This window comes from Micromonospora sp. NPDC049257 (assembly GCF_040678915.1).
Taxonomy (GTDB): Bacteria; Actinomycetota; Actinomycetes; order Mycobacteriales; family Micromonosporaceae; genus Micromonospora; species Micromonospora antibiotica.
The window spans coordinates 19,354-35,959 of sequence record NZ_JBFAQU010000005.1; the positions used below are offsets into that span (position 1 = coordinate 19,354).

Below are 16,606 nucleotides of genomic sequence, written 5' to 3' on the forward strand. Positions count from 1 at the left end.
GTGCCTGCGGTGGACAGCGACCTTTTCTCCCGTCGTCGGGCCGTACGCTTCGCCCAGCTTCTCGACGAGGCCAACGGCGGCCGACGCCACCACGTCCGATCCCGCGCCGACGACCAGCTCACCAGGCTCGTGGCGGTCGGGCAGCGACTCGTCGCCGAGCGACCTGACATCCACGTGGACGTCGAGTTCCGCGCCGGCCTGCGGGCCATGCTGGTGGCCGCCGCCGAGCGGGAACACACCACCGACCCGGCTGCGGCCGGCACCCCGCAGGCCACCGGCCGGAGTTCGCTGCTGGGCGGGGCGACCGCCCGCCGGGCCCGGGCCCGGGGCGCCATCCTGGTGGGCATCGCGGCCGGGGCGATCGCCGTCTCCGGCATCTCCGCCGCCAGTGAGAACGCGGTGCCCGGCGACGCCCTGTACGGCATGAAGCGTTCCACCGAACGGGCCCAGCTAGCCCTGGCCAAGTCGGACCTCAGCCGCGGGCAACTCTTCCTCGACTTCGCCCGGACCCGGCTCGACGAGGCGGCGACGCTCCGCGACGACGCGACCGGGTTCAGCGCGGTCCTCGACGACATGGACGCCGACACCCGGCAGGGCGTACGGCTGCTCACCACCGGTGCCGCGCAGCACACCGATCCGGCGGCGCTGGACGCGGTGAACACCTTCGTCACCGGGCAACGTCGGGCGGTGGCCGGCCTGCTCGACGGGGCCGGCTCCGCCGAGCGGGAACGCACCCGGCAGTCCCTCGCCCTGCTCGACGCGATCCGCAAGCGCTCCGACGCGCTGCGCGCCGCGATCAGCTGCGCGTCACCCGCCCCGGTCGACAGCGACGCCCTCGGCCCTGTCCCGGCCGGCTGCCCGATCGACCGCTGACCGGCGGCAGAGTCACCCGCCACAGTTCCTGCGTGGACCGGTCGACCGGCGTCCCGGCCCGACTAGGCTCGTCAACGAAGGCACGCTCGACGGCGCGGGAGGAGGTGCGATGGCCGACACCCGCAAGGTGACCGTCAGCACCGACGCCCACGGGCACACCGCCGGCTGGGCGGACGCGACGCCGACGCCCGGGCCCGCCCCGGCGGATTCCCTCGCCGCTGCGTTCTTCGACGTCGACAACACCATGATGCAGGGCGCGTCGATCTACTGGTTCGCCCGTGGGCTCGCCGCCCGCCGCTACTTCACCACCGGTGACCTGGCCCGGTTCGCCTGGCAGCAGGCCCGGTTCCGGTTGCTGGCCACCGAGCACGCCGGTGACATGTCGAAGGCCAGACAGGCCGCCCTCGCCTTCGTCGAGGGTTGGCGGGTCGGTGACGTCGAACGGCTGGCCGAGGAGATCTTCGACGAGTTGATGGCACCACGGATCTGGGTCGGCACCCGACGGCTCGCCCAACGCCACCTCGACGCCGGCCAGCGGGTCTGGTTGGTCAGCGCCGCGCCGGTGGAGATCGGCCGGGTGATCGCCGCCCGGCTCGGCCTGACCGGCGCGATCGGCACCGTCGCCGAGGTGGTTGACGGCGCGTACACCGGCCGGCTGGTGGGTGACCTGATGCACGGGCCGGCGAAGGCCGAGGCGGTCCTCCAACTCGCCACGGTCGAAGGGCTGGAGCTGGCCCGCTGCACCGCCTACAGCGACTCCTGCAACGACCTGCCGATGCTCGACGCGGTGGGCCGGGCGGTGGCGGTCAACCCGGACGGCGCGTTGCTGCGTACCGCCCGGGAGCGGGGCTGGGAGGTCCGGGACTTCCGCACCGGGCGCCGGGCCGCCCGGATCGCCGTACCGTCGACGGCGGCGCTGGGGCTGCTGGCCGGCGCGGTCTCCGCCGGCCGGGCGCTGCACCGACGCCGCCACCCGGCCTGACCCCGGCGCCACCCGGACCGCAGCCGACCCGCCGGGCCACCGCGCCGCACCCTCCCCGGACCGGGCCACCGCGCCACACTCCCGCGCCGGGCGGCCGGAGACGCAGGCTCAGGGGCCGAACGGGTCGGGGCGGCGTTCCAGCAGCTGGTGCAGGGTCTGCTGAATGGTCTCGCGGACCTGGTCGGCGAGGTTGAACACGACCAGCGGGTCGTCCGCCGAGTCGGTCAGGTGGGCGGTCGGGATCGGCGGGCAGAACTCGATCAGCCACTTGCTGGGCAGCGGCACCATGCCCAGCGGCCCCAGCCACGGGAACGTCGGGGTGACCGGGAAGTAGGGCAGCTTGAGCAGCCGGGCCAACGGTTTGATGTCGGCCAGCATCGGATAGATCTCCTCGCCGCCGACGATGGCGACCGGGACGATCGGGGTGCCGGTGCGCAACGCCGCCGAGACGAAACCACCCCGGCCGAAGCGTTGCAGCTTGTAGCGGTCGGAGTAGAGCTTGCCGATGCCCTTGAACCCCTCAGGGAAGACGCCCACCACCTCGCCGTTGCCGAGCAGCCGCTCGGCGTCCGGGTTGCAGGCGACCGTACCGCCGGTCTTGCGGGCCAGCTCGGAGACGACGGGCATCCGGAAGACCAGGTCCGCGCCGAGCAGCCGCAGGTAGCGGCGGGCGGGGTGCTGGTCGTGCAGGGCGGCGGAGAGGATCAGCGCGTCCAGGGCCACCGTGCCGGAGTGGTTGCCGACCACCAGGCCGGCCCCCTCGTTGGGCACGTGCTCCAGGCCGGTCACCTCGGTGCGGAACCAGTCGCGGTAGAGCAGCCGCAGCAGCGGATGGAAGACCGCCCCGGTCAGCTCCGGATCGAACCCGAACTCGTCCACCTCGTACTGGCCGGAGAGGCGGCGGCGCAGGAACGCCAGACCGGAGGCGACCCGACGGTCCCACTGGTCACCGGGCCGGTCCGCCACCGAAGGGCCGGCCGCGTCAGGCTCGGCGGGCGCGGGCGCGGGCGCGGACTTGGGCGCGGGCGCGGACTTGGGCGCGGGCGCGGGCGCGGGCGCGGACTTGGGCGCGGGCGCGGGCGCGGACTTGGGCGCGGGGCGGGCCAGGTCGGGGGCGGTGGGCTCGGGCCGGGCCCCGTTGCGCGACGGCGGGGCGGGGACGGGCGGCGTGGTGAGCCGACGGTGGCCGTTCTGCTCGGTCACGTACGGTCCCGGACCGCGGAACGGACCTGCCGGATGCTCTCCAGCACCATCTGCTCGGCCATGGCGAGCTGGTCCCGGCTGAGGACGGCACCACCGTGGTGGGCGCGGATGAAGTCGTCGAACGCGACGGCGGTGGAGCGCGGGGTGAAGCCGTACTCCCGGGTCAGCCGGCGGGTGTCGACCACTCGGCCGTGCACGATCAGGTCGACCTGGTCGAGGCCGTAGCGGCCGAAGCCGAGGTTACGGGCGATCGCGGCGGCCCCGGACAGCCCCGGCTCCCACACCGGCACGGCCACCCGACCGGCCCGGCGGATCGCCTGGGACAGCGAGAGCACCCCCGGCCCGGCGACGTTGTACGTGCCCGGGTGGTCCTCGGCGACCGACCGGTGCAGCACCTCCAGGGCGTCGTCGAAGTGCACGAACTGGAGCCGGGGATCGCGGCCGAAGACCGTGGGCACCACCGGCTGGGAGAAGTACCGGGTGAGTGTGGTGTCGGCGGTGGAGCCGATGAACGGGGCGAAGCGCAGCACCGTCGCGGTCACGTCGGGTCGACGGCGACGGAAGCCGCGCACGTACCCCTCGATGTCGAGGATGTCGCGGCCGAAACCGCCGCGCGGCACCTCGCGGGGCTCGGTCTCCTCCGTGAAGACCGCCGGGTCGCGGAAGGACGCGCCGTAGGCGGCGGTCGACGACCGGACCACTAGCTTGCGCAGCCGGGGTGCCCGCTGGCAGGCGGCGAGCAGCTGCATGGTGCCGATGACGTTCTGTTCCTTCATCCCCGACCGGCCGCCCTGCTGCGGGTCGGGGGCGGTGACCAGGGCGAGATGGACCACGGCGACGACGTCGAGGTCGGCCAGCAGGCCGCCGAGCGAGTCGAGGTCCAGCCGGATGCGTTCCACCCGGTCGAGCAGGCCGGCGAACTCGGGGCCGGGAGTGGCCGGGTCGACGCCGATCACCCGTTCGATGCGGGGGTCGGCGGCGAGCCGGGCGGCGACGTGCGCCCCCAGATAACGACCGACCCCGGTCACGACGACGACCCCCGGAGCACCTGGGGTGCCACCGGGGGTCATCGCGCACGCCCTGACCGGCAGGCGAGATCGAGCCGGGATGTCCGCGGCCTGATCACCTGAGCCTCCGGGGGTCGACAGATGGCAAGTGGTGCCGGACGCCGGGTGGTGACCCGGCGTCGGTCACTTGCCGAGACGGCGACGCTGGACGCGGGTCTTGCGCAGCAGCTTGCGGTGCTTCTTCTTAGCCATGCGCTTGCGGCGCTTCTTGACCACCGAGCCCATACGACAGCCTTTCGATGCAACGTTCGGCACGGACGCCCGGCGTCGAGATGGTGACGCCGGTGGCCGCTCTGCGGACAACGGACCTGGACCCAGCCTGGTGGCGGCGGGGCACACCGGCGCACGGTTCAGGATCGGCTCCAGGGTAGCCGGAGAGCGTCAGCAGGACCAACGCGCCCCCAGCCGATGCCCGTTACGTCGCGATCGGTGCGGTCGTACGGCCGCGACCGGCGCGATCAGGCGGTCTCCTGGAACGCCCCACGCAGATAGTCGTGTACGGCGTGCTCGGGCACCCGGAACGAACGGCCCACCCGGACGGCGGTGAGTTCACCGCTGTGCACCAGGCGATAGACCGTCATCTTGGACACCCGCATCACCGCGGCGACCTCGGCGACCGTGAGGAACCTGACATCCGACAGCCGACCGTCGGAGGACTGCGACCCGGCCATGGCTCACCCGACCCATCCCATGCCCGGCGCGCGCCACCCGACGGAGCTTCCGCACGGGCCGGCAACGCGCGTGTTACCAGTACGGTAGCGGGGCGGCTGTGACCTGCGCGATCCCTTCCCACAACTCATCGCGCACCGGGCGTCGTTCACCCGGTCGTGACCTGGTGTTCCCGGATGGCCTACTTCTTCGAGGCCAGGGCCCGACCGAAGAAGACCAGGTTCGCGGGGCGCTCGGCGAGGCGGCGCATCAGGTAGCCGTACCAGTCCTCCCCGTACGGCAGGTAGGTGCGCACCGTGTAGCCCTCACCGGCCAGCCGGGCCTGCTCGTCGGGGCGGATGCCGTACAGCATCTGGAACTCGAACTCGCCGGGGCCCCGGTCGAACCAGCGGGCCCGGTCCTCGCCGATGGCGATCAGGCGCGGGTCGTGGGTGGCCAGCATCGGGTAGCCCGCCCCGGACATCAGCACGTTGAGGCAGCGCACGTACGACTTGTCCACCTCGCGGGCCGACTGGTACGCCACCGACTCCGGCTCGGCGTACGCGCCCTTGCACAACCGGACCCGCGACCCGGCACCGGCCAACTCCCGGCAGTCCGACTCGGTCCGCCGCAGGTACGCCTGGAGCACCGCCCCGGTCGACGGGTGGTCCTTACGCAGCTTGACCAGCGTGTCCAGGGTCGAGTCGGTGGTGGTGTGGTCCTCCATGTCCAGGGTGACCGTGGTGCCCGCCTCGTCGGCCGCCGCGCAGATCGCCCGCGCGTTGTCGTAGGCCAACTGCTCGTCGAAGCGCTGACCGAGGGCGGAGAGCTTGACGCTCACCTCGGCGGCCGGGGTGAGCCCGGCGGCGTCGAGTGCCCGCAGCAGGGCGAGGTACTCGTCCCGGGTGGCGGTGGCCTGGTCGGGGGTGACGGTGTCCTCGCCGAGGTTGTCGAGGGTGACCGTCAGGCCGTCGGCGACGAGTTCGCGGGTCGCGCGCAACGCGTCGTCGGTGCCGGTGCCGGCGACGAACCGGCGGACGACGTCCCGGGTGAGGGGGGCCGTCGCGACGAGCCGCTCGACCTGGGATGACCGGGAGGCGGCGAGGATGACGGAACGGAGCATGAGCCGAGCGTAACGCCCGACCGTGGGACCGCGCCCGGCGGCGGGGCGGACCGTGCCCGGCGGCGGGGCGCACCGGTTCCGGCCACGGTACGGGCCGGTCAGGGGACGCGCCGGTGGCGTGGATCAGTTACAACCATGAGCGTGGAACGACACCCCCGCCGCCGGCTGCGGTCGGCCTCCGTGCAGATCGGCGCGCTCACCGCGCTGGCACTCGCCCTCTCCGGCTGCAACCTCACCTCCGACGACGACGATGACGACTGCGCCCTCGGGCCGGTCGGCGGCGGGGACACCGTGGCACTCGCCATGCAGGTGCCGACCGTCGGCATCGACCCCCGGGCCGCCGCACCCGACCCGGTGGCCGGCGCGCTGCCGGAGCGCGGCGGCTTCGGCACCCATCTCGCCTCCTGCGGCGGCTGACGGTGCGCCGGGAGCGGGTCACCCCCCGCCCGGAGTTCGACGCGGTGATCCGCACCCAGGGCCTGGTGTACGTCGACACCGAACTGCCCGACGGCGAGATCATGTCGTACTGGGACGAGTCCGCCGCGTACGTCTTCGACCTCGACGAGGTGCTCCGGCTGGAGGAGGCGACCGAGGAGTTGCACCGGATGTCGGTGGCCGCCGCCGAGCACGTGGTGGCCCGCAACCGGTACGCCGAGTTCGGCATCCCCGACTGGGCGGCACAGGCGGTGGCCCGGTCGCTGCACGAACGCCCACCCACCCTGTACGGCCGGTTCGACCTGGCCTACGACGGCTCGTGGCCGCCGAAGCTGCTGGAGTACAACGCCGACACTCCGACCGCCCTGGTCGAGGCGAGCATCGTGCAGTGGTACTGGCTGGAGGACACCCGCCCCGACGCCGACCAGTGGAACAGCCTGCACGAGCGGCTGGTCGGGGCGTGGGCCAAGATCGGAGCGGGGCTGCACGACCGGCGGGTGCACGTGTGCTGGTCCAACGAGGAGGAGTCCGGCGAGGACCAGATCACCGCCGGTTATCTGGCCGAGACGGCCCGGCAGGCCGGGCTCGACGTGACGCTGCTGCCGATCCAGCACGTCGGCTGGGACGGCCGGCGCTTCGTCGACGCCGCCGACCGGCCGGTCACCACCTGCTTCAAGCTCTACCCGTGGGAGTGGATGCTGGCCGAGCCGTACGGCCGTCCGGCGTTGGAGCCGGGCACCCCGACCACCTGGATCGAACCGGCCTGGAAGCTGCTGCTGTCGAACAAGGCGCTGCTGGCGGTGCTCTGGGAGCTGTACCCGGGGCACGAGCTGCTGCTCCCGGCCTACCTGGACTCACCGCGCGGAATGCCGGAGTACGTGGCGAAGCCCTTGCTCGGCCGGGAGGGCGGCTCGGTACGCATCGTCACCGGCGACACGGAGATCAGCAATCCGGGGATCTATGGTGACGAGGGCTTCTGCTATCAGGAGTTCCGGGCGTTGCCGCAGTTCGACGGGGGTCGGATGGTGCTGGGCAGCTGGATCGTCGACGGCGGGTCCGCAGGCGTCGGCATCCGGGAGAGCGAAAGTCTGATCACCGACGGTTACGCGCGCTTCCTGCCGCACTACATCGACGCGCCGCGTGCCGCATGAGTCGTCTACCGTTGGTCGGGTGAACTTCGACGCGTACGCCAGGACCGGGGTTGACCTAGTCAACGCCCACCTGGACGACCTCGACGACCTGCGGGCCCTCTTTCCGGACGACAACGCGTGGATGCGCGACGAGGTCGCCGACCGGGACCTGGCAATCTTCCGGCGGGCGCAGAAGCGGTTGCGCGACGTCTTCGAGTACGGCACCTCGGGGCGCGACGCCCAGGCGGTGGCCGAACTGAACGCCATGCTGGAGGCGTTCCCGGTGCAGCCGCGCATCTCGGGTCACGACTCCAGCGACTGGCACATGCACGTGACCAGCCGGGGCGCGTCGGTCAGCGCCGAATACCTGGCCGGCGCGGCGTGGGGCCTGTCGGTGTGGCTCTGCGAGTACGGCAGCGCCCGGTTCGGGGTCTGCGCCGACGAGCGCTGCCGCAACGTCTACCTGGACACCTCGTCCAACTGCTGCCGCCGGTTCTGCTCGGAGCGCTGTGCCACCCGCTCCCACGTCGCCGCCCACCGCGCCCGCAAACGCGCCGCCGAGCAACCCACCCTCACCCCGGTCCCCTGACCCCTCCCCGCCCTCTCCCCCCTTCCGCCCCGCTCGCCCCGCCCCGCCCCGGTGATCAAGAGCTTTGCGTCAGATTCGGGCTCGGACATGACGCAAACCTCTTGATCACCGGGGCGAAGTGGGGGTGGGGTGGGGTGGGAGGGAGGGGAGGGGGTGGGTTAGGCGTTCAGGGGGGTGGGGGCGGTCAGGTGGGCGCGGGCGAAGGTGAGGGAGTCGCGGAGGTCGGCTTCGCGGACGGCGCGGCTCTTGGCGCCCCGGGTGGTGACCTCCACCGCGACCGAGCCGGTGAAGCCGCGGCCGGCCAGGGAGCGGAGCAGCTCGGCGCAGGGTTGGGTGCCCCGGCCGGGGACCAGGTGCTCGTCGCGGCCCTCCCCGGTGCCGTCGCCTAGGTGGACGTGGGCCAGGCCGGTACCCATCCGGTCGGCCATCGCCAGCGGGTCGCTGTGCGACGCGGCGCAGTGCGACAGATCGAGGGTGTACGCGGGATAGCCGACGTCGGTCGGGTCCCAACCGGGCGCGTACGGGACGAACTGCCGACCGGCCATCCGCACCGGGTACATGTTCTCCACCGCCAGGTGCAGCCCGGTGAACCGGGCGGCGATGGTGCCCAGCCCGTCGGCGAAGGTCCGGGCGTAGTCGCGTTGCCAGGTGAACGGCGGGTGCACCACCACCGTCGGGGCCTCCAGCGTGTCGGCCAGCTCGGCGGCCCGCCGCAGCCGCTCCCACGGGTCGGGGCTCCACACCCGCTGGGTGACCAGCAGGCAGGGGGCGTGCACCGACAGCACCGGGACGCCGTAGTGCTTGGCGAGGCCACGCAGCGCGCCGGCATCCTGGCTGACGGCGTCGGTCCAGACCATCACCTCGACCCCGTCGTAGCCGAGTGCCGCGGCGAGCTGGAACGCCGCCGCGGTCCGCTCAGGAAAGACCGAGGAACTGGACAGGAGCACCGGGACGCGGGAAGTCACATCCCCGAGGGTAGCCCGGCCCGCCACCACAGTTCCGGACGAGCAACCGCAAAAGCCGCGCAACCACCGGCGTACGTCACATCGGTGCCAGCTGATCCAACCGTCTGAGGATGACGCCCTCACGCAGCGCCCACGGGCAGATGTCCACCGCCGGCACATCGAACCGGCGCAGCACCGCCTCGGCCACCACCGCCCCGGCCAGCAGTTGGTGGGCCCGCCCGGCGCTGACCCCCTCCAGCTCGGAGAGCTTGCCCGGTGGGATGTGCCGGACGAACCCCAACACCTGCCGCAGCCCCGTCCGGGTGAGGCTGCGCCGCGCCCACAGCCCTGCCGAGGAGGGGGCCGCCCCGGCCAACCGGGCCAGCGTCCGGAAGGTCTTCGAGGTGGCGACCGGCCGTTCCCAGCCCACCCCGGCCAGTTTCTCCACCACCGGGTCGAGCTGCGCGTCGACGTACTCCCGTAACTCCTCCACGGCCTCGGCGGTCGGTGGGGTCAGCCCCGACGGGTCGACGTGCAGCCGGTCCCGGCTCAACCGGCCGGCCCCCAACGGCAGCGACACCGCCACCTCCGGGTCCTCGTCGATGCCGGCCGCCAACTCCAACGAGCCGCCGCCGATGTCCATCGCCAGCAACCGCCCCGCCGACCAGCCGAACCACCGTCGCACCGCGAGGAACGTCGCCCGCGCCTCGTCCGCACCGGAGAGCACCTCCAGCCGTACGCCGGTCTCCTCCCGCACCCGGGTCAGCACCTCGGCCGCGTTGGTGGCCTCCCGCACCGCGCTGGTCGCGAAGGCCAGCAGGTCGTCGGCGGCCAGCGCGGTGGCCGACGCGCGCGCCGCGCCGACCGCCTCGACCAGCCCGTCGGCGCCGGCCCGGGTGAGCGCGCCGTCCGGGCCGATCTGCTCGGCCAGCCGCAGCACCACCTTCTCGGAGTGCGCCGCCCACGGGTGCGCGCCGTGGTGGGCGTCGACCACCAGCAGATGAACCGTGTTGGAACCGACGTCGAGCACACCCAGCCGCATGGGAAGACCCTAGGGCCACCGGGTTTCGGTGGCACGCCGGCCGGCCGCATCGGGCGCGCGTACGCTGGTCCGGGTGACGAGCCAGGTGGAGCTGCACGTGCTGGTGGACGACCCCGGCGACCCGCGCAGCCGGGAGGTCGGGCTGGACTTTCCCCGGGAGTGGATCGAGTTCGTCGACCCGGCCGACGAGCGGCACCTGGTCCGCGCCGACCTCACCTGGCTGCTGTCCCGCTGGACGTGCGTGTTCGGCCAGGGCTGCCACGGCATCGTCGCCGGCCGGGCCGCTGACGGCTGCTGCTCGCACGGCGCGTTCTTCACCGACACCGACGACGAGAAGCGGGTCCGCGCGGCCGTCAAGCGGCTCACCCCGCAGACCTGGCAGCACTTCCGCAAGGGTACGAAGAACTGGACCGCGACCGACACCATCGACGGCAAGAATCCGGCCCGGCGTACCGCCACCCGGGGTGAGGACGCCCCGTGCGTGTTCCTCAACGACGCCGACTTCCCCGGCGGAGGCGGGTGCGCCCTGCACGGCCAGGCGTTGCGCGACGGCGTGCACCCGCTGGAATACAAGCCGGACGTGTGCTGGCAGTTGCCGATCCGCCGGGACCAGGAGTGGACCAAGCGGCCCGACGACACCAAGGTGCTGGTGTCGACGCTCGCCGAGTTCGACAGGCGGGGCTGGGGTTCCGGCGGGCACGACCTGGACTGGTGGTGCACCTCGTCGACCGACGCGCACGTCGGCACCGAGCCGATGTACCTGTCGTACGGCCCGGAGCTGACCGCGCTGATCGGCGCACCCGCGTACGCGAGGCTGGCCGAGCTGTGCGCGGCCCGGCTGGGCCAGGGTCAGATCGCCCCGCACCCGGCCAGCCCGCAGGGGTGAACGCCGTGCACCGCCGGCCTACGGCTCGAACTTGTAGCCCAGCCCGCGCACGGTGACGATGAACCGGGGCGCGGACGGCTCCGGTTCGATCTTGGATCGCAGCCGCTTGACGTGCACGTCCAGGGTCTTGGTGTCACCGACGTAGTCGGCACCCCAGACCCGGTCGATGAGCTGCCCCCGGGTGAGCACCCGGCCGGCGTTGCGCAGCAGCAGCTCCAGCAGCTCGAACTCCTTGAGCGGGAGCTGCACGGTCGTCCCGTCGACGGTCACCACGTGCCGCTCGATGTCCATCCGGACCGGGCCGGCGGCCAGCGTCGGCGCACCCGACTCGGTCACCTCGGGGCTCTGCCGGCGCAGCACCGCCCGGATCCGGGCCACCAGCTCCCGGGGCGAGTACGGCTTGGTGACGTAGTCGTCGGCGCCGATTTCCAGCCCGACCACCTTGTCGATCTCGCTGTCCCGGGCGGTCACCATGATGATCGGCACGTGCGAGCGCTGTCGCAGCTGCCGGCAGACCTCCGTCCCGGACATCTCCGGAAGCATCAGGTCGAGCAGCACGATGTCCGCGCCGGTCCGGTCGAACTCGGTGAGGGCGGAGGTGCCCGTCGCGGCGACGGAGACCTCGAAACCCTCCTTGCGGAGCATGTACGACAAGGCGTCGGAGAACGACTCCTCGTCCTCGACCACCAGTACGCGGCTCAACGGGGTGTTTCCTTCCTACGGTCAGGACCGGCGCAGTTCGGCCGGGCCGGGCTCGATCCCAGCGGACGGCAGTATCGTCTCCAGGGCGTCCGGCGGGCCGGCGGGTAGCCGGAGGGTGAACGTCGAGCCCCCTCCCAGGGTGCTCGCCACCTCCACCCGGCCGCCATGGTTGCTGGCGATGTGTTTGACGATGGCCAGGCCGAGGCCGGTGCCACCGGTGGCGCGGGACCGGGCCTGATCGGCCCGGTAGAACCGTTCGAAGATCCGGTCGACGTCGGTGGGGGCGATGCCGATGCCCTGGTCGGTGACGGAGACCGTGACGTGGTCGTCGTCCGCCCGGGTGGTGACCCGCACGGTGGTGTCCTCGCCGGAGTAGGTGATCGCGTTCTCCACCAGGTTGGACACGGCGGTGGCGAGCTGGCTGTCACTGCCGTACGCGGTCAGCCCCCGCTGTCCTTCGGTGATCACCTGGACCCGGCGGGCGGCGGCCGAGGTGCGGGTCCGGTCGAGCACTTCGGCGATCACCCAGTCGACCGCGACGGGTTCCGGCGCGGGTTGCGGCTCGGCGCCCTGGAGCCGGGTCAGTTCCAGCAGCTCCTGCACCAGCCGGCCGAGCCGGGTCGACTCGTGTTGGATGCGTTCGGCGAACCGGCGGGCGGCAAGCATGTCCTCGGAGAGGTCGGGTGCGCCGTCGGCCGGTTCGGTGGCGTCGACGAGGGCTTCGGCGAGCAGTTGCAGCGCCCCGATCGGGGTCTTCAGCTCGTGGCTGACGTTGGCCACGAAGTCCCGCCGCACCCGGGCCAGCCGGTGCGACTCGGTGACGTCGGCGGCTTCGACGGCGATGTACCCGCCGCCGATGCCCATCGCCCGCAGGTGCACGCCGAGCGGGTTCTCCCCGGCGTTGTCGCGACCCCGGGGCAGGTCCAGCTCGATCTCGCGCCGCACCCCGGTCCGCCGGACCTGCCCGGCGAGGGTACGGATCAGCGGATGGGCCGCGATGGTGCCGGGGGTGGCGCCGGTACGGAGCAGTCCCATCGCCCGGGCGGCCGGGTTCACCAGCACCGGCACGTCGTCCGGGCCGAGCACCACGACACCGGCGCGGAGTGAGTCGATGGTCTTGCGGCCGAGCCCGGTCAGCCCGCCGGACTGGTCGTCGGGAATCGCACGCCTCCCCAGGTTCCAGCGGGAGCCCTCGCTCCCGGACGACGCCGCACGGCGTCGCCAGTCGTGGACGGTTCGCGACAGCAGCAGCCCGGCGACCAGTCCGGTCCCCAGGGCCACCACGATCGCCACCGCCCACTCCACCCGGCGATCGTAGGGTCATTGTTAACCTGGCTATCGCCCATAACAGGACGAACCACACTCGCTTTGGGAGAAATTCACTCCCGGGCCCCGCGTCGTTCACCCGGGTTCATCTGCGGTCCGTCGCCCCCGCCTACGGTGGGTCCCGCACCTGCTCAACCCGTACGCCGACGGTCCTCGGGGCTGCCGGCGGCACCGACCCCAGGAAGTGACGATGCGCGACGAGTTCCGGGCCGACCTGCAGATTGTCAGCCAACTGCTGGTGGACATGGCGGAGGGGGTGCGCGCCGCGATGCGCCAGGCCACCCGCGGGCTGCTCACCGCCGACCGCGAGGCGTCCGAGACCGTGATCGCGCGGGACGCCGAGATCGACGACCTCTACCAACACGTCGAGGAGCGGGTCTGCGACCTGCTCGCCCGGCAGGCGCCGGTCGCCTCCGACCTGCGCGCGATGATCACCGCCCTGCACGTCGCGGCCGACCTGGAGCGGATGGGCGACCTGGCCGACCACGTGGCGAAGACCGCCCTGCGCCGGCACCCGTCCCCGGCGGTGCCGGCCGAGCTGCGACCGGTCTTCACCGACATGGCGTCGGTCGCCGACCGGATGGCCGAGAAGATCGGCAAGGTGCTGGCCAACCCCGACGCCGACATCGCCGCCGAGTTGGACCGCGACGACGACGTCATGGACGACCTGCACAAGAGCCTGTTCGGCATGCTGCTCGGCGACGGGTGGCCGTACGGGGTGGAGACGGCGATCGACGCCACCCTGCTCGGCCGGTTCTACGAGCGGTTCGCCGACCACGCGGTGAACGCCGGCGAGCGGGTGGTCTACCTGATCACCGGGGAGACCGTCCCCGCCACGAGCTGACCCGCACCGCGCGACGGGAAGTGCTCCCCGCCCGGCGACCTCCGCCGGGCGGGGAGCACTTCACTGCGGGTCAGCGGCCCTGGTTGGCGACCGCGGCGGCGGCCTCCTTGGCGGCCGTCGGGTCGAGGTAGGCCCCGCCCAGGGTGATGGGGCGCAGCTGCGGGTCGAGGTCGTAGCGCAGCGGGATGCCGGTGGGGATGTTCAGCTTGGCGATCGCCTCGTCGGAGATCTGGTCGAGGTGCTTGACCAGGGCGCGCAGCGAGTTGCCGTGCGCCGCCACCAGGACGGTGCGGCCGGCGAGGATGTCCGGCACGATCGAGTCGTACCAGTAGGGGAGCATCCGCTCCACCACGTCCTTGAGGCACTCGGTGCGCGGCATCAGCTCGGTCGGCAGCAACGCGTACCGCGGGTCGCCGACCTGGGAGAACTCGTCGTCGTCGGCGATCGGCGGCGGCGGCGTGTCGTACGAGCGACGCCAGAGCATGAACTGCTCCTCGCCGTACTCGTCCAGGGTCTGCTTCTTGTTCTTGCCCTGCAGGGCGCCGTAGTGCCGCTCGTTGAGCCGCCACGACCGGCGCACCGCGATCCAGTGCCGGTCGGCGGCGTTCAGCGCCAACTCGGCGGTGCGGATCGCCCGGCGCATCACGCTGGTGTGCACCACGTCCGGCAGCAGGCCGTGCTCCCGCAGCAGCTCGCCGCCACGGCGGGCCTCCGACTCGCCCTTGGCCGTCAGGTCGACGTCCACCCAGCCGGTGAAGAGGTTCTTCGCGTTCCAGTCGCTCTCGCCGTGCCGCAGCAGGACCAGCGTCCCGACGGTGGGTCCCTCGCTCGCAGTCATGCCGATCATCCTGCCGCACGCGGCGCGGGGACACGCGGGCAGTGGTGGTGACGACCACCACGTGGAAAACCGGGTGACCGGTGTCAGACCCCGGAACTAGGTTGTAAGGCGCTACGAGGGCAACAGTCATTACCTGAGCGGGGGCGCGGGCGTGCGGACGGTACGGAGTTGGTTCCGGGACACCACAGGTGGACTACCGAGGACCTTCTGGTACCTCTGGACCGGCACCCTGATCAACCGGCTCGGTTCGTTCGTGCTGGTCTTCCTTGCCATCTACCTGACCCAGGCCCGCCACTTCTCCGCCGCCCAGGCCGGCCTGGTGATCGGCCTGTGGGGGGTCGGCGGCGCGGTCGGCACCACCGTGGGCGGCACCCTGGTCGACCGGTGGGGGCGGCGGCCGACCCTGCTCACCGCCCACCTGGGCGCGGCCACCATGATGCTGACGCTCGGCTTCGCCCGGCCCCTCTGGGCGGTGGCGGTGGGTGCGCTGCTGCTCGGCACGTTCGCCGAGGCCGCCCGGCCGGCGTTCGGGGCCATGATGATCGACGTGGTGCCGGAGCGGGATCGGTTGCGCGCGTTCTCGCTCAATTACTGGGCGATCAACCTGGGCTTCGCCTGCGCCGCAGTGCTCGCCGGCCTCGCCGCCGAGGCCGGCTACCTGCTGCTGTTCGTCGTCGACGCGGCCACCACCCTGGCCACCGCGCTGATCATCTTCGTCAAGGTCGGCGAGACCCGCCGCGCCCCGGCGACCAGCGCCGTCAAGGGTGCGACGAGCGGCCCGCCCCGGGCGGGTGCGCTGCGCACCATCGCCGCCGACCGGGTGTTCCTGGGGTTCGTCGTGCTCAACCTGTTCGGCGCGCTGGTCTTCCTCCAGCACATCTCGATGCTGCCGATCGCGATGGGCGACGCCGGGCTCTCCCCCGCCACCTACGGCTCGGTGATCGCGCTCAACGGGGTGCTGATCGTGGCGGGCCAACTCTTCGTCCCCCGGCTGATCCGGGGCCGGAGCCGCTCGCACGTGCTCGCCCTCGCCTCGGTGGTGATGGGCGTCGGCTTCGGGCTGACCGCGTTCGCCGACGCCGCCTGGTTCTTCGGGCTCACCGTGCTGATCTGGACGCTCGGCGAGATGCTCAACTCCCCGTCCAACGCCACCCTGATCGCCGAACTCTCCCCGGCCGAACTGCGGGGCCGCTACCAGGGTGTCTTCTCGCTGTCCTGGCAGGTTGCCGGGGCGGTCGCCCCGGTGCTCGGCGGGGTGGTCCGGGAACACGCCGGCAACGGCGCACTCTGGCTGGGCTGCGCCGCGATCGGCATGGCGACCGCGCTGGCCCACCTGCTCTCCGGGCCGGCCCGGGAACGTCGGGCGGCCCGCCTGCGCCACCCCGGGGCCCCGGTCGTGCCGGTCACCGCCGTCCAACCGCCTCCCCCGCAGTCGGCCGAGGCCTGCGACCGCACCCGCCGAGCCGGTCGGCGCCCGCACCCCCGCCTGAGTACGACACCAGCGCGCCCACCCGAGCCGGGCCGAACACGGCGGCTCACCCGGGTCGACGGCCCGGACCCGCCCGGGACCGCACACCGGGCAGTCACGAGAGCGTGGGCATACCCCATCAGCGTCCTTTGGAGCTGATGACGCAAACGACTCACCTCACCGGGAGGTGTGTACCCGCATCGGGCAGGCGGACCACGTGGGTGAGGTGCCACCGCCCCTGAATCGTCAACGGCATCAGCTCGAAAGGACGCACCCGGGGCTACCCGCACCCGGGCGACGGCCCGGCAACACGGGCCCAGCGATCTCGTGGGGCAGGTCATCTGCCCGCTACCCGCTCCGGACCTGGCACCGCCCGCCCACACGGGTCCGGCGGACACTACGACGTGGCGCTACCCGCCCACCCGGGCCTGGCACCGCCCGCCCACGAAGGAACCGGCAACGGCAGAGCGCCCACCGCGACCGGAAGTCGCGGTGGGCGCTCGTAC

The 16,606-nt window shown here is 72.6% G+C and carries 17 protein-coding genes and 1 pseudogene; 8 read left to right on the forward strand and 10 right to left on the reverse strand.

Annotated elements, in window-relative coordinates; translation table 11 throughout:
• The first annotated feature begins 9 nt into the window (after positions 1–9).
• Positions 10–873 (forward strand): DUF5667 domain-containing protein, encoded by an 864-nt coding sequence (locus tag AB0K25_RS10200; protein ID WP_219464867.1) that lies wholly within the window; start codon positions 10–12, stop codon positions 871–873.
• Between the two features lie 109 nt (positions 874–982).
• On the forward strand, positions 983–1,855 hold the full coding sequence (locus AB0K25_RS10205) for an HAD-IB family hydrolase (RefSeq protein ID WP_363819627.1): 873 nt from the start codon (positions 983–985) through the stop codon (positions 1,853–1,855).
• 108 nt (positions 1,856–1,963) lie between these two features.
• On the opposite strand, the gene AB0K25_RS10210 is transcribed toward AB0K25_RS10205, so the two are convergent.
• The 5 genes from AB0K25_RS10210 to AB0K25_RS10230 form a co-directional block, all read right to left on the reverse strand.
• A complete protein-coding gene (locus AB0K25_RS10210; RefSeq protein ID WP_363819882.1) occupies positions 1,964–2,821 on the reverse strand; it encodes a lysophospholipid acyltransferase family protein in 858 nt (285 codons plus the stop codon).
• 233 nt (positions 2,822–3,054) lie between these two features.
• Positions 3,055–4,128, reverse strand: coding sequence for an NAD-dependent epimerase/dehydratase family protein (locus tag AB0K25_RS10215; protein ID WP_219464869.1), 1,074 nt, complete (start codon positions 4,126–4,128; stop codon positions 3,055–3,057).
• A gap of 120 nt (positions 4,129–4,248) precedes the next feature.
• The gene (locus AB0K25_RS10220; RefSeq protein WP_007465623.1) at positions 4,249–4,350 is read right to left on the reverse strand and encodes an AURKAIP1/COX24 domain-containing protein; all 102 of its coding nucleotides are present in this window, start codon (positions 4,348–4,350) and stop codon (positions 4,249–4,251) included.
• Between the two features lie 233 nt (positions 4,351–4,583).
• Entirely contained in the window at positions 4,584–4,796 is a 213-nt protein-coding gene (locus tag AB0K25_RS10225; protein ID WP_091242358.1) for a helix-turn-helix domain-containing protein, read from the reverse strand.
• A 179-nt stretch (positions 4,797–4,975) separates the two neighbouring features.
• Positions 4,976–5,896 (reverse strand): proline dehydrogenase family protein, encoded by a 921-nt coding sequence (locus AB0K25_RS10230; RefSeq protein WP_357538051.1) that lies wholly within the window; start codon positions 5,894–5,896, stop codon positions 4,976–4,978.
• A gap of 135 nt (positions 5,897–6,031) precedes the next feature.
• Between AB0K25_RS10230 and AB0K25_RS10235 the strand changes: the two genes are divergently transcribed.
• The 3 genes from AB0K25_RS10235 to AB0K25_RS10245 are packed head-to-tail and all read left to right on the forward strand — an operon-like array spanning position 6,032 to position 8,050.
• A complete protein-coding gene (locus AB0K25_RS10235) occupies positions 6,032–6,313 on the forward strand; it encodes a hypothetical protein (RefSeq protein ID WP_357538053.1) in 282 nt (93 codons plus the stop codon).
• Positions 6,314–6,315: 2 nt separating this feature from the next.
• Complete coding sequence (locus tag AB0K25_RS10240) at positions 6,316–7,482, forward strand: glutathionylspermidine synthase family protein (RefSeq protein WP_219464870.1); 1,167 nt, start codon at positions 6,316–6,318, stop codon at positions 7,480–7,482.
• Between the two features lie 19 nt (positions 7,483–7,501).
• Positions 7,502–8,050: a CGNR zinc finger domain-containing protein gene (locus AB0K25_RS10245; protein ID WP_208568315.1), complete on the forward strand. Its 549-nt coding sequence runs from the start codon at positions 7,502–7,504 to the stop codon at positions 8,048–8,050.
• A 158-nt stretch (positions 8,051–8,208) separates the two neighbouring features.
• Here AB0K25_RS10245 and AB0K25_RS10250 read toward each other — a convergent pair whose 3' ends face one another.
• Both AB0K25_RS10250 and AB0K25_RS10255 read right to left on the reverse strand, forming a co-directional pair.
• Positions 8,209–9,015: a sugar phosphate isomerase/epimerase gene (locus tag AB0K25_RS10250; protein ID WP_219464871.1), complete on the reverse strand. Its 807-nt coding sequence runs from the start codon at positions 9,013–9,015 to the stop codon at positions 8,209–8,211.
• Between the two features lie 76 nt (positions 9,016–9,091).
• A complete protein-coding gene (locus AB0K25_RS10255; protein ID WP_357538056.1) occupies positions 9,092–10,036 on the reverse strand; it encodes a Ppx/GppA phosphatase family protein in 945 nt (314 codons plus the stop codon).
• Between the two features lie 73 nt (positions 10,037–10,109).
• On the opposite strand from AB0K25_RS10255, the gene AB0K25_RS10260 reads away from it, so the two are divergent.
• Positions 10,110–10,922 carry a hypothetical protein gene (locus AB0K25_RS10260; RefSeq protein ID WP_219464872.1) on the forward strand — a complete coding sequence of 271 codons (813 nt, stop codon included), beginning with the start codon at positions 10,110–10,112 and terminating at the stop codon, positions 10,920–10,922.
• A gap of 18 nt (positions 10,923–10,940) precedes the next feature.
• Here the strand turns inward: AB0K25_RS10260 and AB0K25_RS10265 are convergent, their stop codons facing one another.
• Together AB0K25_RS10265 and AB0K25_RS10270 are read right to left on the reverse strand one after the other, a co-directional pair.
• Positions 10,941–11,624: a response regulator transcription factor gene (locus AB0K25_RS10265; protein ID WP_091242387.1), complete on the reverse strand. Its 684-nt coding sequence runs from the start codon at positions 11,622–11,624 to the stop codon at positions 10,941–10,943.
• A gap of 21 nt (positions 11,625–11,645) precedes the next feature.
• Entirely contained in the window at positions 11,646–12,929 is a 1,284-nt protein-coding gene (locus tag AB0K25_RS10270; protein WP_219464874.1) for an ATP-binding protein, read from the reverse strand.
• 211 nt (positions 12,930–13,140) lie between these two features.
• Between AB0K25_RS10270 and phoU the strand changes: the two genes are divergently transcribed.
• Entirely contained in the window at positions 13,141–13,794 is a 654-nt protein-coding gene (gene phoU, locus AB0K25_RS10275) for a phosphate signaling complex protein PhoU (protein WP_219464876.1), read from the forward strand.
• A 70-nt stretch (positions 13,795–13,864) separates the two neighbouring features.
• On the opposite strand, the gene AB0K25_RS10280 is transcribed toward phoU, so the two are convergent.
• Positions 13,865–14,632, reverse strand: coding sequence for a phosphoglyceromutase (locus AB0K25_RS10280; protein WP_363819634.1), 768 nt, complete (start codon positions 14,630–14,632; stop codon positions 13,865–13,867).
• 151 nt (positions 14,633–14,783) lie between these two features.
• Here AB0K25_RS10280 and AB0K25_RS10285 point away from each other — a divergent pair.
• Positions 14,784–16,122, forward strand: a pseudogene (locus tag AB0K25_RS10285) (MFS transporter).
• Positions 16,123–16,606: the final 484 nt, after the last annotated feature.

Excerpts from the sequence above, each read along its gene's own strand:
- AB0K25_RS10205 (WP_363819627.1), top strand. The coding sequence starts at position 983 with ATGGCCGACACCCGCAAGGTGACCGTCAGCACCGACGCCCACGGGCAC.
- AB0K25_RS10215 (WP_219464869.1), bottom strand. The coding sequence starts at position 4,128 with ATGACCCCCGGTGGCACCCCAGGTGCTCCGGGGGTCGTCGTCGTGACC.
- AB0K25_RS10220 (WP_007465623.1), bottom strand. The coding sequence starts at position 4,350 with ATGGGCTCGGTGGTCAAGAAGCGCCGCAAGCGCATGGCTAAGAAGAAG.
- AB0K25_RS10225 (WP_091242358.1), bottom strand. The coding sequence starts at position 4,796 with ATGGCCGGGTCGCAGTCCTCCGACGGTCGGCTGTCGGATGTCAGGTTC.
- AB0K25_RS10230 (WP_357538051.1), bottom strand. The coding sequence starts at position 5,896 with ATGCTCCGTTCCGTCATCCTCGCCGCCTCCCGGTCATCCCAGGTCGAG.
- AB0K25_RS10235 (WP_357538053.1), top strand. The coding sequence starts at position 6,032 with ATGAGCGTGGAACGACACCCCCGCCGCCGGCTGCGGTCGGCCTCCGTG.
- AB0K25_RS10255 (WP_357538056.1), bottom strand. The coding sequence starts at position 10,036 with ATGCGGCTGGGTGTGCTCGACGTCGGTTCCAACACGGTTCATCTGCTG.
- phoU (WP_219464876.1), top strand. The coding sequence starts at position 13,141 with ATGCGCGACGAGTTCCGGGCCGACCTGCAGATTGTCAGCCAACTGCTG.
- AB0K25_RS10280 (WP_363819634.1), bottom strand. The coding sequence starts at position 14,632 with ATGACTGCGAGCGAGGGACCCACCGTCGGGACGCTGGTCCTGCTGCGG.